Annotated in this window: 12 protein-coding genes; all 12 read right to left on the bottom strand. The window is 28.5% G+C overall.

Annotation, left to right across the window (positions count from 1 at the left end; genetic code table 4):
• Window positions 1-18 precede the first annotated feature (18 nt).
• A complete protein-coding gene (locus SCHIN_RS02965; protein ID WP_166508153.1) occupies window positions 19-282 on the bottom strand; it encodes a hypothetical protein in 264 nt (87 codons plus the stop codon).
• 121 nt (window positions 283-403) lie between these two features.
• Entirely contained in the window at window positions 404-1,870 is a 1,467-nt protein-coding gene (gene guaB, locus SCHIN_RS02960; RefSeq protein WP_166508152.1) for an IMP dehydrogenase, read from the bottom strand.
• A 12-nt stretch (window positions 1,871-1,882) separates the two neighbouring features.
• Window positions 1,883-3,424: a glutamine-hydrolyzing GMP synthase gene (gene guaA / locus SCHIN_RS02955; protein ID WP_166508151.1), complete on the bottom strand. Its 1,542-nt coding sequence runs from the start codon at window positions 3,422-3,424 to the stop codon at window positions 1,883-1,885.
• A gap of 97 nt (window positions 3,425-3,521) precedes the next feature.
• Window positions 3,522-6,851, bottom strand: a complete 3,330-nt coding sequence (locus SCHIN_RS02950; protein WP_166508150.1) for a hypothetical protein — start codon at window positions 6,849-6,851, stop codon at window positions 3,522-3,524.
• A gap of 197 nt (window positions 6,852-7,048) precedes the next feature.
• Window positions 7,049-7,561, bottom strand: a complete 513-nt coding sequence (locus tag SCHIN_RS02945; RefSeq protein WP_166508149.1) for an adenine phosphoribosyltransferase — start codon at window positions 7,559-7,561, stop codon at window positions 7,049-7,051.
• 22 nt (window positions 7,562-7,583) lie between these two features.
• Window positions 7,584-11,528, bottom strand: coding sequence for a protein translocase SecDF, variant type (locus SCHIN_RS02940; protein ID WP_166508148.1), 3,945 nt, complete (start codon window positions 11,526-11,528; stop codon window positions 7,584-7,586).
• A 9-nt stretch (window positions 11,529-11,537) separates the two neighbouring features.
• Window positions 11,538-11,777 carry a hypothetical protein gene (locus SCHIN_RS02935; RefSeq protein WP_166508147.1) on the bottom strand — a complete coding sequence of 80 codons (240 nt, stop codon included), beginning with the start codon at window positions 11,775-11,777 and terminating at the stop codon, window positions 11,538-11,540.
• A gap of 86 nt (window positions 11,778-11,863) precedes the next feature.
• Window positions 11,864-13,570, bottom strand: a complete 1,707-nt coding sequence (locus tag SCHIN_RS02930) for a YitT family ABC transporter (RefSeq protein WP_166508146.1) — start codon at window positions 13,568-13,570, stop codon at window positions 11,864-11,866.
• A 96-nt stretch (window positions 13,571-13,666) separates the two neighbouring features.
• Window positions 13,667-14,095, bottom strand: coding sequence for a hypothetical protein (locus tag SCHIN_RS02925; protein WP_166508145.1), 429 nt, complete (start codon window positions 14,093-14,095; stop codon window positions 13,667-13,669).
• A gap of 75 nt (window positions 14,096-14,170) precedes the next feature.
• Complete coding sequence (fib, locus tag SCHIN_RS02920; protein WP_166508144.1) at window positions 14,171-15,697, bottom strand: cytoskeletal motor fibril protein Fib; 1,527 nt, start codon at window positions 15,695-15,697, stop codon at window positions 14,171-14,173.
• Between the two features lie 187 nt (window positions 15,698-15,884).
• A complete protein-coding gene (locus tag SCHIN_RS02915; protein WP_166508143.1) occupies window positions 15,885-17,990 on the bottom strand; it encodes an MOLPALP family lipoprotein in 2,106 nt (701 codons plus the stop codon).
• Window positions 17,991-17,992: 2 nt separating this feature from the next.
• Window positions 17,993-19,150, bottom strand: coding sequence for an SGNH/GDSL hydrolase family protein (locus SCHIN_RS02910; protein ID WP_166508785.1), 1,158 nt, complete (start codon window positions 19,148-19,150; stop codon window positions 17,993-17,995).
• Window positions 19,151-19,152 lie beyond the last annotated feature (2 nt).

Raw genomic sequence — 19,152 nt, 5'->3', positions numbered from 1 at the left:
TAATTCAAAAGTTTTGAATTATTTTAGATTTTTAATGACATGATCTATTTGAAAACTTAATTCTTCAACTTCCTCTGAAGAAAAGACACTTTTTACCAATCTATTTTTAACACCTAATAGTTGGTTTACAATATCTTCTTTACTATTAATATTTTCCTTTAACATATTAAATTCAAGTTCATATTTTATTGCATCTCATATTATTTTTGCCGACTCAGATTCTTTTTGAAAATTAAAGTAATCACTTGCCATGATTTGTTCAAATTCACTTTCTCAATACATAATTTTTTTATGTTTTATAAAAACACAATTTCTCCTTGCCTTAAAAATTATATAAAAAAAATAACCATATTAATACAATTAACATGGTTATTAAAACTAGTTTTACAAAATAATAAAATTTTTAATTATAATTAGGTGCTTCCTTAGTAAGTTCTACATCATGAGGATGAGATTCTTTTAAACTAGCGTTTGTAATCTTTACAAATTTAGCATTATGTCTTAATTCATCGATATTTTTAGACCCAGTATAACCCATACCACTTCTTAAACCACCAATTAATTGGAAAACCACATCTCCAAGTTTCCCTTTAAATGGAACTCTGGCTTCAATTCCTTCTGGAACAAGTTTTTTTGCATCTTTTTGGAAATATCTATCTTTACTTCCTCTTTTCATAGCGACCATTGAACCCATTCCAACATAAGTTTTATATTTTTTACCATTAACTACAATTTCTTCTCCAGGTGTTTCTTCAGTTCCTGCAAAAACACTTCCAAGCATAACAGCATGAGCTCCAGCTGCTAATGCTTTTACAATATCACCAGAATATTTAATTCCACCATCAGCTATAATTGTTACATTTTTCCCTTCAGCTCAATTAAATACATCATTTATTGCAGTAATTTGGGGAACCCCAACTCCTGCAACAACTCTGGTTGTACAAATACTTCCAGGACCAATTCCTACTTTTACAGCATTTGCACCAGCTTCGTATAATGCTTGTGCTCCTTCGGCTGTACAAATATTTCCAGCAACAATTCCAAGATCAGGGTATTTTGTTCTAATTTCTTTAACAGTTTTTAAAATTCCTTGACTGTGTCCGTGAGCTGAATCTACAACAATTACATCCACTTGTGCTTTAACAAGTGCATCAACTCTTGCCATAGTCTCTTCACTAACACCAACAGCTCCACCAACTATTAATCTACCTTTTTCATCTTTTGCAGCATTTGGGTGACTTATAGCTTTATCTATGTCTTTTGTTGTGATTAAACCAACAAGTTCATTGTTTTCCGAAACTATTGGTAATTTTTCAATTCTATTTTTGATCATAACTTTTTTTGCATCATCAATAGTTGTTGATCTATCACCAACTATTAAGTTTTCTTTAGTCATAACTTCTTCAACTTTTATTGAAAAATCTTCAACGTATCTAATATCTCTATTTGTCACAATTCCAATTAATTTGTTTGAACCATCAATTACAGGAAGTCCTGAAATTTTGTAAGTTCCCATAATATCATTTGCTTCTTCAATAGTTGTATCTTTTCCAATAGTGATTGGGTCAGAAATAAATCCAGATTCATTTCTTTTAACTTTTTGAACTTCTAAAGCTTGTTCTCCAATTGATAAGTTTTTATGAATAACACCAATTCCCCCAGCTCTTGCCATAGCAATGGCAAGACCAGATTCAGTAACTGTATCCATTGCAGCGCTCATAATTGGTATATTTAAAGTTATTTTTTCTGTTAATTTTGTTTTAATATCAACCATGTGAGGCAAAACATCTGAATATGCAGGTACTAATAATACATCATCAAAAGTAATACCATCATTTATAATTTTTCCATACAAATCTTTTTTATCCATTATATTTATCTCCTATTCTCATTCAATTGTTCCAGGTGGTTTTGAAGTTATATCATATACAACTCTATTTACACCTTCTACCTTATTAATAATTTCATTAACAACTTCATCTAAAAATTCTCATGGTAAGTGAGTTGAAGTTGCTGTCATAAAGTCTATAGTATTTACACTTCTCAGAGCAACTACATAATCATAAGTTCTATTATCACCCATAACTCCAACTGTTTTTACAGGTAAAATTGTTGCAAAAGCTTGACTTACTTTATCATAAAGATTATGTTGTTCTAATTTTGTTATAAAAATATCATCAACTTCTCTTAAGATATCTGCTTTTTCTTTTTCAACTTCTCCAATAACTCTTACACCAAGCCCAGGACCTGGGAATGGATGTCTATTTACTATTGAGTTATCTAAACCAAGTTTTCTTCCAACTTCTCTCACCTCATCTTTAAATAAAGTTCTCAATGGTTCTAAAAGTTCGAATTTTAAATCTTCTGGTAATCCACCAACATTATGGTGAGATTTAATTGTTTTTGAACTATGTCCTTTTGAAGAAGATTCAATTACATCAGGATAAATTGTTCCTTGAGCTAAAAATTTAGCTTTTTGCATTTTTCTAGCCTCATCATTAAAGACATTAACAAATTCTCTACCAATAATTTTTCTTTTTTCTTCAGGTTCACTGATACCTTTTAAAGCTGAGTAAAATCTTTGTGAAGCATCTATTAATTTAATATTTAAATCAAATAACTTAGTGTAATTTTCCATTACTTTTTTTGCTTCATTTTTTCTTAATAAACCTGTATCTACAAAGATACAAGTTAATTGTTTACCTATAGCTTTTGAAATTAAGGCAGCAGCGACACTAGAGTCAACTCCACCACTTAACCCTAAAATAACTTCTTCATTTTTTACAATATTTTTAATTTCTTCAACTTGATGTTCGATAAAACTATTCATATTTCAATCTTTTTGTGCGTTACAAATTTTGAAAACAAAATTTTGTAACATTTGCATACCCTCTTCACTGTGAGTAACTTCTGCGTGAAATTGAATAGCATAAATTTCTCTTTCAATATTTGCAATAGCTGCAATTGATGAATCTGAGTGTGCTAATTGAATAAAACCATTTGGAATTTTGGTTAAATGGTCTGCATGGCTCATTCATACATTTTTATGATCATTTAATCCTTCAAATAATTTATTTTCAAAGTTATCAAAATGTAATTGTGCTTTTCCAAATTCTTTTGCATCAGCATTTTCAACCTTACCACCAAATTTTTCAGCAATAAGTTGCATTCCATAACAAACTCCTAAAATAGGAACATTTAAGTTAAATATTTCCTGGTCAATTCCATATGAATCTTCTTCATATACACTTGAAGGTCCACCAGATAATATAATTCCTTTTAAATCTTTATATTCTTTAAGTTCTTCTGCAGTTGTTTCAAAACTTAAAACTTCATTGTAAATATTGAGTTCTCTCACTTTTCTAGAGAGTAACTGAGTATATTGGCTTCCATAGTCCAATATCAAAACTTGTGCTTTTTTCATGTTTTTTTTATCTCCATAATTATATTTATTGTCTTATTTTAACAAAAAATATAGGTAAAACTAAGGCAAGATAAAAAAATAGAGTAAATACTCTATTTTATGATTGTTCTTCAGTTTTACTTTTGATTTCAATTCCTATATCTTCAATAATATTTTCATCTAAATCTTCGTCATAATATCATCTTAAAACAACATTAATTCCGGTTTTTCCAGTTACTCTAGTTTTTAAAACTAAAACTCCATTTCTAACCTCAACCGAAGCTAAATCATCAATGTTTTCACTATCATTTCAAGTGAATACTTTAACTTTAACTTCTCTACCAAATAAAGGTTTGGCTATTTTGAATTTAATCTCGTAGTTTTCACCTTCAGTTACTTTTACACTTCATTTTTCACCATCAATAACATTTACTTCACCTTTAAAGAGTTCTTTTTCTACGATCAAGTTTATTTCAACTGAATCGTAAATTTCATCTCCTTTAACATAGTTAATTGTAATAACTGCAGGTTCTTCAGTTTCTTCAATAGCTTTTAATGTTATTGTATTTTCTGAAGTTTCTTTTACTTCAACATTTGTAGAATTGCTTTCAGCCTCCAATTTAGCATCAGTTTTTGGATTTCTTATATCAATAACCCCTTTTGTTTCATCACCTTTTACCATGTAATAAGTATCTAACATAACAATTTTTGGTTCATGATTATCTTCATCAACTGTTATTTTAAATTTAACTGTATCTGCTATTCCATATGAAATAGTCACTTCAGTTGTTCCAACTTTTAATGCTTTTACATCTAAAGTTTCACCAGTAGGTTTAACTTCGGCAATTTCACTATTTGAATTATCAATTTCAACATTAAATTTATCATTTTTATTTTCAATTTCCAGTTTAACAAAAGTTGATTCTCCCTCAGTAATTGCTATATCTTCAACTGGTTTTATAATTGGTTTTATAATTGGTTCTTCTGTAATAACTATTTTAATTTCTACACTTTGTGCATTTTTATAACTCACAACTAGTGTTGTACTTCCTACAGAAATCCCTTTAACAGTAAATTCAAAATCATTAATCAAAGTAGTTTCTGCAATATCTGAGTTTTTATTATTTATTGAAATTTTTTCACCATCAATTGGATTTTTTACTTCAATTTTAACAGTTTGTTCTTCATCTGTTTGAAGAGAAATATTTTTTGGAGCAGTAATTACAGGATCTTCAATTTTTTCAGGTAAAACTTCAACTTCAAATTCTATTGATTCTGCATTTTCATAATCAACTTTAATTGTTGTTGTTCCTTCTTTAACTCCAGTTACATCAATCTTATTATCCCTAGCACTCACATTTGCAATAGTGTTATCTTTTGGAGTTGCAAAAATACTTTGTCCTTCAATAGGATTATTAATTTTAATTTCAACTGAAACTGATTGTCCAACTTCTACAGAAACCTTGTCAGGTTTTGTTAAACTTGGAGGAATTACTTCTGTTTCTTTTTCAATAACTGTAACATTAAATGACATATCTGTTGCATCAGAGTAACCAATAGTTATTTTTGCAACACCTACTTTAACAGCTTTAATCGTAACAACATTATCACTTGCATTTACAGTAGCTACCAGACTCATTGAGGTAGATGAAACTATTTTTTGACCATCGATTGGATTTTGAATATTAATAGTTATTTCTTTTTCTTCTCCTTCAACCAATGAAATATCTTCAACTTGATCGATTATTGGGTCTTTTGGTAATACATTTACATTGAATGTTTTTGATTCTGCACCGTTATAAGTTAAAGTGATTTTTGCCATTCCTTTGTTTACAGCATGAATTGTTAAGTTATCTCCGTTAACATTTACTGTAGCAATTGCATCATTATCTGATTTTGCATTTAATTGAACTCCATCAACTTTATTATCAATAGAAACATTCATAATTTCATCAGGTTGCCCAACTTTTATAGCAATATCGTTTGGTTTATTAATTACTGGTGGCACAACAACTGGTGGTTGTTCAGACACTGTTACTTTAAATGTAACATCACTTGCATTTGGATAACTTAAAGTAATTGTAACTTCACCAACCTCTTTAGCATTTAAAATTACTTTATTTCCACTAACTCCTGCAATTTCCACAATATTTGGATCACTTGAAGTTGCATTTAATGTTGAACCTGAAACTTCATTTTGAATTACAACAGAAACCTCTCTTGTTGTACCTTTTTCAATAGTTATATCATTTATGGGATTTATAACTGGGTCTTTTGGTAAAATTGTCACCATGAAAGAAACAGTATTTGCTCCAGTATATGACAAGTTTACTGTTGAAGTCCCTGCACTTAACCCTTCAATAGTTATATCATTTCCACTAACCGATACTTTTACTGCACCATTTCCATTTACTTCATCAGCTTGTAATTGAGCTGATGTTGGATTTTGAATAGTAATAGTTTTAGTTATTTTATTTCCAACTTTAACTTCTTGGTTTCCTGGTGAAATAATAACTGGATCTACAACTTTTTCTTTAACTTTTACTGTGAAAGTTACATTTTTAGCTCCAGCATAAACTAATGTAATTTTTGATTCACCAATTCCATTGGCTTTGAAAGTAAGTCTTTGTCCACTCACTTCAACTCCAACAACTGTTGTTACTTCAGAACTTGCTTTTAATTCAGAACCGATTGGATTTGTAATATTTACTTCCACTTGTTTAGTTTCATTTTCATACATATCAAAACCAACTATTGGTTCAATTATTGGAACTAAAGCATTAACTTTTACTTTAAATTCAACTTGTTTTGCATATTCATAATCTAAAGTAATTGTTGTTTGACCTTCTTTAATACCTTTAATAGTAATTTGATTACCATTAGATGATACTTGTGCAATACTTGAATCATTGGATTTTGCAACAATTGCTTTTCCTTCAGTTTTATTATTTACTTGAATATCTAAAGATATTGATTTAGTTGCATCAATTTCTTGATCTTCGGGTTTTACAATATAAGGTTGTTTTGTTTCTCCAAATAAATCAACTTCAAAACTTATTGATTTTTCTTCTCCTCAAATCATTTTTACACCATCATTGTAATCAAAATCTACTACTTTATAAAAGATTGTTACATGATCATTTGTGTTTTTTGTAACCTCAGCTCTTAAATAAAGTAAATCATAATAATTTTTTGGTTCAGGATTTTTTTCTTCACCAATTACAAGACCAATTATTTGATTTTCTACAAGAGAACCTTCGTTATTTAGATCATTTACTAAATCTTCGACGCTCTCAAATTTTGTTCTACTTAGTTTTTCTTTGATTTGATTTTTAATTGTTGTCAATCCAACTAATTCTTGAGGTGCTTTTTTACCGCAAGCTGCTACATAACTTATTGGGGAAGCAAAAAGACTAGACACAGCAAAAAATTTCAACATTAATTTCATTTGACACCCCAATTCTTATAAAAACCCAAAAAAAATACTTATCTAAATTTATAAATTGATTATATATTCATTAATTATTTTTTTCCACAAACTAATAGTGTGATAGAAAAATAATCCCCTTTTTATGGTAATTATTTCTGTTATTTTTTTAAAAAAATTTTGGTCAAAAAAAATGAAGGTATAAAACCTTCATTTAATTAATAAGTAATTAAGCTTTTTGAATCATATTCGCTAAATAATTCTGGATCATGTAAGAATGATAAATCTGCTAAAAATACAATTCCGTTAACTGATGCTTGGTCATCTTGAACTAATTCAACAATAGCTTTCATAGTTCCTCCAGTTGCCAAAACATCATCAACAATAACAACTTTATCTCCTTTTTTTAAGTCATCTTTATGAATTTGGATGTGACCTTTACCATATTCCAATTCATATTCAACGTCTTTCACTTCTCTTGGAAGTTTTCCAGGTTTTCTTACCAATACAAATCTACATCCTGCAGCATATGCAACAGCACTTGCAAATAGGAACCCTCTAGCTTCTGGTGCAACAATTACGTCAGCACCTTTTTCTTTAACGTACTCTACCATTTTATCAACAGTGTATTTAAAGGCTTCTACATTGTTTAATAATGGTGTTATATCTTTGAAAACTACTCCATCAATTGGGAAGTTTTCTACGTCTAAAATATATTTTTTTAAATCCATTGCTTTATTTCCATTCTAGATATTAATCATTTACACCTTCGATAATTTGTTCTTCACCAGAAACTTTTAAGTTATTGATGAAACGTTTTCTTGTCAAGTAGTTTCTAATTCTTATTTGTTCTAAGTAAATTCAAACTGGTAAACAAATGAATAGAATTATAAAGTTAGTTAGCACAACTCCAATTGCAATACTTACTCCAAAAGTTGCGATCGGTGTTAATGTAACTGCCAATAATATTGAAACAGTTACATATAAAATTGAAGACATTATTGTACGTATAGCTCCATATTTAAATGTTTGAACCATAACTTCTTTTAAGTAGTTATTTTGTTTTGAAACTCTGTTAATTTTGATTTTATTTTCTTTTTTAACATCTCTAAACTTAGTTCATTCTGCATGTTTAAGTTTTCTAAATTCAACTTTTAATGCTTTAACTTCTTCTTTAGTTAATTCTTTATTTTTTAATTTTAATTTTAAATCAGATTTATCTAAGAATAATTTATCTTTGATTTTTTTCTTTTCATCTTTGATTACAAATGAGTATTGAATTTCTTCTTTAAAGAAATTCATCATACTTTTTTCATCTTTTGTAGATATTAATGCTCTTGCTTTACCAAATACCATAAACAGAGAAATACACATAAAGATCATAATTGCTGCTAGTGCAATTAATGTATTTACTCCAATTGGGAATTGTAAACCAACTGCAATTGCAAGTGTAACTGCTGGTGCTAATGCAATACCAACTACCATAGCAATATAGTATGTTCATTTGAATCTAATTAAGATGTAAACAATTAATGCTAACACAATTGCAAGTAATGCATAAGCTGATTGAATAACCAATATTCTTAATGAGTAAGTTCTAATTCTTTTTGAAATAAATCCTTCATTTTGGTTATTAAAGTCACCACCAGCCCCAGTATCACTGATTGCAATATTTCCAATTCTATTGAAAATAGATTTTATTGCTCTACTTTGGAATCCAGATGTTGTCATAACAGATAAGTTAATTCAACCAATTTCACTTTCATCATTATTTGTAGACGAGTTACTGAATGAGAAATTGTTACCAAATGAGACTGTGAATTTATGTGCTTTGTATTCAATATTAGTAACTGGACCAATAATTTGATTTACAACTTCAGGTCTATCTAATAATAATGAGAAGTAATTTGCAACAGCTCTGTTCATGTTAAAGTCAGTATCATCATTGCTTATAATAACTTCTTTTGCAACTAACGCTCTAAAATCTGCATCAACCTTAGGATCTTCTACAGAGTTTTCAATACCTGAGTACATTTTTTCAATTTTTGTACCTCAAAGTGTATATTCTGTTCTATTACCAAATGATGAATCATATTTTGGTCCAAATACTGCCCCAATGGTTGCAGCAACTATAGTAATTGCCATAAGAACAACTGCCATAATTTTTGATCCATTTTTAATTGTTTTTTCATAAGCTTTAACTTTAACTTTATCTTGAGTACTTAAAACAATTTCACTTTCATTTTCAATGATTTGTTGTGTGTTATCTCCAAGAATATAGTTATAGTCAGCTATTTTTAATTCTAACTTAACAATTTTAACTTGTTTTTTAGTTGCATCAAGTTTTGCTATTTTTTTCTCAACTTTTGCTATTTTTGCTAAAATTTTTTCTTTTGATTTACTTGTAGCTTTTGCAAATTTTTCATCTGCTCTTTTATTTCTGATTTCTAATTTTTCATTTAATTTTTTAAGTTTCTCTTTTAGAGGTAAAATTTTATCTTTTACTTCTGCTTTTTTTTCTATTTTAACTTGTTTTTTTGTTGCTTCAACTTTTGCTATTTTTTTCTCAACTTTTGCTATTTTTGCTAAAGTTTTATTTTTAGCCTTGTTTGCTACTTTTGAAGGATTTTCCTCAATTTTTTTGTTTATTATTTCTAATTTTTCATTTAATAATTTAAGTTGTTCTTTTAAAGATAAAATTTTATCTTTTGCCTCTGCTTTTTTTTCTAATTTTTCAATTTTATTTTTTAAATTTCTAATTTTGAAATTTAACAATGGGTTTCCTTGGTTTGCAAAATCAGTATTTAATGCTACCAATCAACTTCTATTGTTGAAAACATTTGTAGAAATAGTTAGTTTATTTAATATAAATCCAACTAAAACTCCAATAGTAATTGAGAATAAAACTCCCATTAAAATAATAATTGAGAATGATTGAATTGCATTTGAAGTAATTCAGAATAAACAAATTGCTGGAACAATTAACGCAATTAATACGTCAATTGACAGAGCTATGTTTTCTTTCATTGAAATATTAAAACTAGTTTTAATATTTCTCTGTTTTGCATACAAGTTAAATTTAAGATTTTCAAAGATCATTGAGAATAATTCTAGGTTAATTGCAACAATAATAATTGTTCCAATAATTGCTTCTGGTCCAAGTGTTAGTCCAAATCATGTTGTTGACATTAATGTCAGCATTGAGATTGCCAACATCACAATGATCATAAATAGCCCTAGAAGTCTGTACATAAACAGAACATAGACAATTAGTGCCAATAATACAATTCCCATAAATATAAGCGCTGTAGATAGCATTACAGAGTTGATTGTAGGGTTTAAAGTTGAAACACTATTTACTGTAAATATGTATCCCTGAGTTGATGCATTAAATACAGCAGCTCCAACTCTTGCTCTTGATTCAGGTTGAGTTGCAAATTCAATAAAGAATTTATCTCCATTAATGTATGCAGCTGAACCTTGTGTTTTTTGAGAACTTACTGCGCTATTTAAAAGTAAGAAATAACTTTTAAATTTGTTTGTCATGAATTTTGAATCATTTTCAATTGTTGCATTCACATTCAATTGATTAGTAATTGAATCAGTAATAAAAATAGAATTTAACATTGTTTTATTAACATTTGAGAATACATCTTTAATATTTCCTAAATTAACAGTTGCCAATGCAGTTCCATTGTATCCGAAAATATCATCTGCATATTTTCCACCTTCAGCAAAATCTTCTGTTTTTGCATTAGGGTCATATACATATTTAGAAGTGCTTGATAAATATTCAAAACCTTTTGAAACGTAATCTGTAAAATTAGCAATTCAAGTACTTCTATCAGCTGACATAGTTAATAGGTTTATATAACTATAGAAAGTATTTGCCCCAGTACTTCTTGATTCATATCTACCTGTAAACATGTCATTTAAAACATTTTTTACAGCTGCTTCTGTACTGCTGTTGTTGTATTTTGAAACCAAAGGACTGATTATAGTATCGTAGTATGATTCTATTCTTTCAGCTTCAGTATCTTTATCAACTAGTAAATATCAGTTTCTAACATCATTATAAAGTCCGTCAGCGTCAATCATAATTGACATTTGAGGACTTGTTTGAGCTCCATTGCTATCTTCTGATGAGATTAAACTTGAAAACTCAGTTCCATTTAATTCGAATGAAATTGCTGGATTTTTACCTCCAGAAGTTGCAACTGATGTTGCACTAGCTGATGTAAAGTAATCATTAATTCCTTTTCTTTCTGAACCGCTAAATTGTAAGTCGGCAAATTCACTATCTAATAAAATAGCTCCACCATTTCTTTGGATCTGGTTCTGGAAAGTTGTTTCGCTATCATAAGCATCAACTGGTGATAAAACTTTTAAATAGTTTAATCCAGCAGTTTCAATAAGAATTTGGTTTGTACCCATTGGGTTCAAACGTTGTTCTAAAACTTTTGCAGCAGTTTTTGCATTACCATTTGGTTGTCCGTCGTTATTTGTTTCTTCATTGGCATTATCAACAGCTACTAATGCTGAGTAATATCCTTTAAAGTCACTTCCTAATTTATAATTTTCGCTAAAATGTTGAGTTGAAAAGAAAATTCCTACAATCAATGAAGACAATATAATAAATATTGTCATTATACTGAATGCAAGTTTCTTTTTAAATTTTAATTTTTTGCGGTTGTTCATCACAATCACTTATCCCTCTAATATTATTTTTAAATCCATCTCTATTGTATTTGAATTGTCCATAATTGTTTCGACATTTAAATATTCAAATAGCTTATTTACTTTTATGTTCATTATGTAAAAAGAAGCATCATTAACATCCCTAATCTTATTATTCTTTAATATAATATTTTTTACGTAATTATACAAGTCATATATTGTTACATTTTTAATTTGTTGCCTAATTTCTGTTAGTTTTAAGTCTAACATCTTGCTTACAACCTCTAACAAGTACTGTTCTCTCATATAATCACCATACCAATTTATTATACAAAAAAAATACAATAAATCTTAATTTATTGTATTTTTTTATCATTATCTTTTCCAACAATCTTATTTGTAATTTTACTAATCTTTTTAGTTTTTTTACTTCTTTTCTTGTTAATCTTTTCATTTTCTTTATTATATTTAACAATTGCAATTTGTCTGATTTTTTCAAGCTCTACTTCGTCTCTTTCAACTTGTCTATGAATGATATCTCTTTCATCATTCTTTTTAATTTCATAGTTAAAGATTCCTTTTACAGCTTTAGTTTTTAAAACATTTATTTTTGCATGAGGATCTGCTAAGAATATTTCTTTTTCTATTAAATCCCAGTTCATAACAGACATAGAAACCATTATTACACTTCTGTGTAAGTAGTTTCTATTAATTCTGTTAGTTCCATCTCAAGAAACAATATCATTTTGATATCCTTTATCCAATAAAGTTTTGTTCATTTCTTTTGGACTGTTTGTTGTAATCAAAAATGTTCTAATTTTGTATTTTGGATATAGTGCATTTGTTGTCATAGAAACACAAAGAACTAAAACAATTGATGCAAATAAACTTGGTCCAAACATAAACATTACTTTAACTTTAAGAGCAGAAACTCCTGACATTTCATTTCCAAACCCTTTTTTTGTTAATATTTCAATTAAATAATTATATTGGTAACTTGGATTTGCCCCATCTTTTGTGAAAATATTTTTAATATTTTCAGCTAAGTTTTCTGGAGTTACTACATCTGAATCTAAACCAAGATTAAAAATGAATTCAGGACTTATTTGACCATCAATTACAGCTACTCTGTTTGCAGGATTAACTGCAAAATCGATCATTTTATCAATGGTTCCATCGCTTAAAGCATTTTCTCATCCTAAATTACTTAAAGCATTAATTTTAATGTCAGCATTTATCATATCCATTGGTAAAATTGCTGTATTTAAAATAATTACAACTCCTAAAATACAAAAATTAACATTTCTGTTTATGTTACCAATTGGTGTATTTTTTTTATTTGAAAAATACATGGTCAAAAAATCAGAACCCCCTGTTGAAGAACCAATTTTATAAGTTATAGAGTATGCAACCCCTAATAATACCCCTCCAAGGGCTGCAAAAATAAATAATCAAATACCAGAATTTCAAGAATTTCCAATTTCTTGTAATAATTGGTAATTTACAATTACGTGAAATGAAGTTGGATTAATAAAAGGAATTAATTGTAAAATCTGGTCAAACGCAATTTGCAGACCAATAAATAATAAAGTGGTATATGTAAATTTTTTACCCAATTTAATATATCCAAAAACAAATAAAGGTAAATTCATTAAAAAGTAATAAATAAAGTAGAAAGATGATTGTTTTGAAACATCATCATTAAATGTTAGAATCGCTAGAAAACGAGCAACAGAACCTAACCCAGCAGGAAATAGTCCAGTTCTTCCAGTTGATGAAATAAAGTAGTCAAATGATATTGTCATGATCAAAGCAGCTAATGCAAGCATCGCTAAATCTTTGAAGAATTTAGTTTTAAAATAAGTTTGAACTAAAAGAATTTGTTCTCTTCTAGACATAATTTTATTTTCTATGTGAGAAAGGTCAATTTGTCCATTACCTTCATTTTTAATTAAAGTTCTTGCAACCTTCTTCATTGCTTTTTGTTCTTCTTTGGAGTGGAACTCATCAATTGTTATTTCCTGACTATCTAGTTCTTGATTTTCATCTTTTAATGGTTCCATGGTGCTCTCCGATTCTATTTGTTATTTCTTAAAAGTATTGTATTACAAAAATACTTTTTTAAATAAAAAATAAATAATTTTTTATTTTATAAAAAATTATTTATCGTAGTTATCTTTTTTATCTTTAACACTATTTAGAAATGCGCTCATACCATTTGTATTTCTTCTTTGTTGTTGTCTTTTTAAAATTAATTCTCTTAAAACATCTGAATCATATTCAGATTTACCTTTTGCTTTTGCTTTTTCAATTATCGCTTTTTCTTCGTCAACAGAATCGTCAACTCACATTTCCTTGTTAACTATTCCTTCTTGTTTTTTTGCGTTTTGTATTATATTAAATAAATCGTTTTGCCCTAATTTATCTTTATCTGAAACTTTAAGGTAACTTTTTTTAGAAGTTCTTTTTTTAGTTTCTTGATCTAAAACTATATCTTGTAATTCTGAAGTTGAAAGATCTAAAAGTTCTTCAAAAGCAAGTTCTGCTTCTTTATCAACATCTATAACTTTTTTATTTTTCTTTTCCATATACGTCACCCTTTAGAAATGATTATAACATTTTTTAGAGCATAAAAAAAATCACTTGAAAGTGATTTTTATTTATTAATTTTCAGCTTTTAAACGAATTGTAACTTTGAATGATCCAACTTTTAGTGGGTCGTAGTCATTTCTTGTAATATCTACAACTGTAAAGTCTTTTTGAGCTTTTGCTGAGTAACCATTGAATACGATTGCTTGGTTAGCTTTTGATTTAGTTTCAACAAATACAGGGATTTTTACAGCTCCCATTGCTGGAACTTTAACATAAACTACAATTTTTTCAAATGGTGATTCAACTTCAGCTAATAATTCATTTAAGTATTTTGTAAATTCGTTAGCTACAAGTTTTGAACCTTGTTTTCTGCTTTCAACAAACTCGTGAGTTTCGTTGTGTGTAATGTAGAATGAAATTGCTGCATCACAAGCAACTAGTAAGTGTTTGTTGTTAACAGTTGTTCCATCATAAGTATATGATGATTTGTCTTGAGAACGATCAGCGATTGCTTTAGCAACATCTTCGATTGAGTTAATTTTCCCAGTTTTGATGTCGTATTTTGCTGATTTATTTCATAATAATTCATCATCGTTTACGTGGATGTTTTGTAAGAACATTAATTTACGTAATCATTTTTTAGGAGCATTTTTTCATTCATCTTCCCCTAAGATTACTTTTGAAGGACCTTCGTCTTCGATTTTTGCTTTCATAACTTCAACAATGTCAACTGCTTCAGGTTTAATACCTTTTTTGTCAACTAACATTAATGATGGTCCCATACCTGAGATAAGTGACACAACATCTTTTTTGAATCTTTTTACTCAAGCATCATGTTCTAATTCAAATAATTCATTAATAATTTCTAATTCATCATTTGTGTTTTTTGTAAAGTCAAGAACATATCTTGATGATAATAAGTTAAATAATCTAGCTAATAAGTATTTTAAAGTATTAGCTGTTTCGTAAATTTTAAATTTGTGTAGAGGATCGTTGTCTCATGGTGATAATGCATTGTTATACATAATTTTCATTGCAACGAAGTTTACACTTGATTTTTTAGCAACTTGAGCTAATGCTCCAGCTTCTGTATCAATTACGTCAATAGTTTGACCGTATTTGTCAACCATTTCTTTAAATTGTTTTGAGTTGTAGATCAACATATCTGCTGTCCCAACAATTCCGTCAGAAACTCCTAATTTGAAGTTTTTAACTTGGTTTACGAACTCTGTATTGAATGTAAATGCTTCTGGTTCGTGAACGATTTGTCCATATTTAATATCTTTGAAAACTGTTAAGTCTGCATCTCTATAAATAAATTTTGTAGACATAACAGTGTCAGTAGTATCAAATTTGTCATTTGTTGATAAAGCTAAGTCAACGTTTAGTACTGTTTCTAATCCTGGATACTCTTCCATTAAGTAAGTAATTGCCATAGCAGCATTTGCTTTACCATACCCAATTGTAGCTATTACAAAGAATTTCCCTCTGTACTTAACGTGTTGAATAACCATGTTTCTTCATCAGTATTTTCTTACAGTTCTAATACCTGGACGGTCTTTAACTGTAAAGTAAGCTGTCGAAATTATTCCGATCATACTCTGTCACCTCATATTTTCCGTTTTTACCTTTATATAAATACCTGAGGCATATATATAAAGATTAGTTTTATTATACTAAAAAAGAGTGAAATTTAATAGTTTTTTTAAAATTTTGCATTTATTGTTAAGAATTATAAAAAAAACAAATAAAAAAACAAATCTTGTATGATTTGTTTTTAATAAATTAGTCAACTAAAGTAATTTTATCAATAACTAATTTGTTTTTTACTTGTTTCATAGCAATTTCGAATGTGTTTGTTACATCACCTTGAGAAACTGTATAAACAAAAGTATTTGTTCCTTTGATAGTTGTTTCGACTTTAATTTCTTTTAATTGATCTTTAACTAATTTTGCTAAATTATTTCCTTCATTTAAGTAACCTTGGATTACTTGAAGAACTTTAACTAATCAATCATAAGTTCCAACAGTTTTTGAAATAACATCTAACACTGAACCTTCAATAACTTTTCCATCAACTAGCCCTAAATGACTCATTAAGTTTTCTGGGTCTCTTAATGCATTAACTAAAGCATCATCTTTTCTACAAGCTTGAATTACTTTTGTAATATCATCAAAATTAAATTCAGTATTTTTTGCAGTATCTACAGCTGCACTTAAATCGTTAACTATTGTTTTAAGACTTTTGTTTAATAAGAAATCAAATGCGGTTGAAGTTTTAACATCAAATCCTAATTTTTTAGCAACTTCAGTTTCTCCAAATAAAGACATTAATCCAGATAACGGTTGATCTAACATACCTTTAATAGACATGTTTAAAGCTTCATTATCATTGTCTCATAAGTATGCTACTCAATCATTTTTAAAAGTTGTTGAATCTCCTTTTTCTTTTATAGCTTCTAAAATTGATTTTAAAGGTTCAGTAACCAATGAAGTATTTGCAAACATTCCTGTTAAAACTTGGTTTGTTTGAGAAGATACACTTCAATTTGCAGATGATTTACCTTTCATATTTGCACCTGAATTAATTAGGTCTCTTAAGAATGATTTAACGTTAACTTTTAAAACCATACTTGGTATAGATGGAATTGGGTTTGCTTCAACTATTTCACTCATTCCTGTCATTGCAAATAAAATTTTTGTTATTAAATCCCCAAATGCAGCATGTTCACTCGGATATACACCTGTATTAGGAACTGTTTCTGACACAACACAAGCAACAGATGAAGAAGTTGCAGCCAATATTCCAAGTACATTTTTTAATACAACAACACCATTGCCATCTTGGTCATTAACCATATATTTTAATACATCTAGTAATTTTTTTATATCTGTTGTGTTATCTATTTCATTCATACTTGTATCTCTTTTGGTTTTTACATCTACAGCTTTAACACCTTCTGCATTTGTGTAATCTTCATAAGTAAATGAGTTTAAATAAACTAGTAAAGTTCTTACAAATCTTAATATTTCAGCAACAGCCGGAACACTTTCAACCAAGTCAAATTTGATCGAAACAGATCCACCCATAAATCCTCCAATAGATTTAATTAATGAATTTATTGCAAGATTATAATTTGTTTCTAAATCTGTATCTAGAGTATCTTTGTCGAACCCTGAAGATTGAATAAATTTATCAGTTCCAGTTCCTGTTAAGTTTGCCATTGCATTTGCAAGTCCTATAACACTTGAGTCCAATGATTGTTGAACACTCATGTTTTCATAAACATCGTTACTAAATGCATTTTCAATTAGTTGGAAGTTTTCTTCAGTTAAAACATTTGCCATAACCTTTAAAACTTCTGGTTGAATAAATGCACTAATATCTAGATTTTCAAGCATTCCCGCTAATGCTGCAGGGTTTGCTAGAGCTCCAATTAATGATGGTGCCATATCAACAACTGATTGAAGTAATTCAGGTACTTGGTTTTCCATAGAAACCACTCCACCTTGTCAAACTCTTTCACTAACTTCAACTTTACTTGTTAGATTTTCAGTATTTATAAAGTTTGAAGCAACTTCGTTAAATCTTGTATATTTTGAAATTCCTAAACTTTCATCAAAACCTTCTAATCCTAAGTCATCTAAATATTGGTCTTTAACCATATTATTAAACACTTCACTTGAACTAATATGACTTTTAGTTGTTTGTTCACCGTTTTGGTTTAAGTATAGACCTTTTGCATATTGTGACATTAATTTTGCAATAGTTTCTTGAGAAACATTGTCTGTATATAAATTTGTAACTTTTGCAGGTCCACAAGCAACAACGCTAGCTGATGCTGATGCTGTAATACTCATAGCTCCTAAAATACTTAAAAGTTTTTTCATAATTATTTAACCTCCTTAAAGTCATAATGCTCTTGTAAAGCTTTAAAGAAGATTTCTGAGAAAAATTCATGCCCTGCTTTTGTAGGGTGAACTTGATCAATAAAGAAGAAGTCTTCAATATTTTTATCACTATTTTCTTCTAATTTAGTAGCTTCTAATTTAAAGTTTTGAATATCACTTATATCAATTTTTGATAAATCAAATGCATTACTTGAAGCAAACTCTTTATCAACAACTTTGTTTTCTGATACTACTTTAAATTTTTCAATTACTGTTTTAAATTCTGTAAATAAATCGTAAATGTAAATATTGTTGTCATTTGCTTTATTTGCTTCATCTAAAATAGCTATAATTTTTTTATTAAATTCGTGTCCAATTTTATCAACAAAGTTAAGAATTTCTTCTCCTGCGTTAACATATCTTGGAACTATTGTTAAATCTGGAGGTGTTAAAAATACAATATTTTTTACACCGTTGTTAAGCAATGTGTAAACTGCTTTTTGAATGTTTGCAAGTGCCTCATTCATAATAGTCACTTGTTTTGAGGGGTTATTCATATTATCTATCATCGCAAATAAATCATTTCCACCAATTTCTAACATAACTAGATCATTTGCACCAACAACTTGTTGTTGGATTAATGCTTGTGCTTGTAAATCAATTCTTGAGTCATTTATAAATGCTGCTGAAACTCCACTTTGTGTCATAGCAGTAGCTCCTCCAACTGAATAGTTTTTACCTCAAACTTTTTCTTCACCTTTGCTAATTGGTGCATCTTTTTGAGCAATGTTTGCTGCACTAAATTCTTCATCGTTAAAGTTTAATTTATTGTTAATTAATGCTGCAGTTGTAGGACCATTACTAAATCCATTTTTGTATTCTCCACCCATTTCAATACTTATTGAAAGTTTATTTTTAATTAATGTAGTAATACCGTTTTGGTCACTTAAACTATCACCTAAAGTGAAGAAGTTTGTAAATCCATAATGTTTAGAAGCATCATCTCCTGTGTTTTTCGCATTTGTTTTATCAATATCGTTACCAATTGCGTGATTAACAGAAAGATCGATATCTGCTTGAGCTGGTGTACAAGAAACAACAGTTGCAGCTGTTGAAGTTGTAAGACCTAGTGCTCCTAAAATTCCTAATAATTTTTTCATTA

It is taken from the genome of Spiroplasma chinense (assembly GCF_008086545.1).
GTDB lineage: Bacteria > Bacillota_I > Bacilli_A > Mycoplasmatales > Mycoplasmataceae > Spiroplasma_A > Spiroplasma_A chinense.
This window is presented reverse-complemented; position numbering and strand designations above follow the sequence as displayed.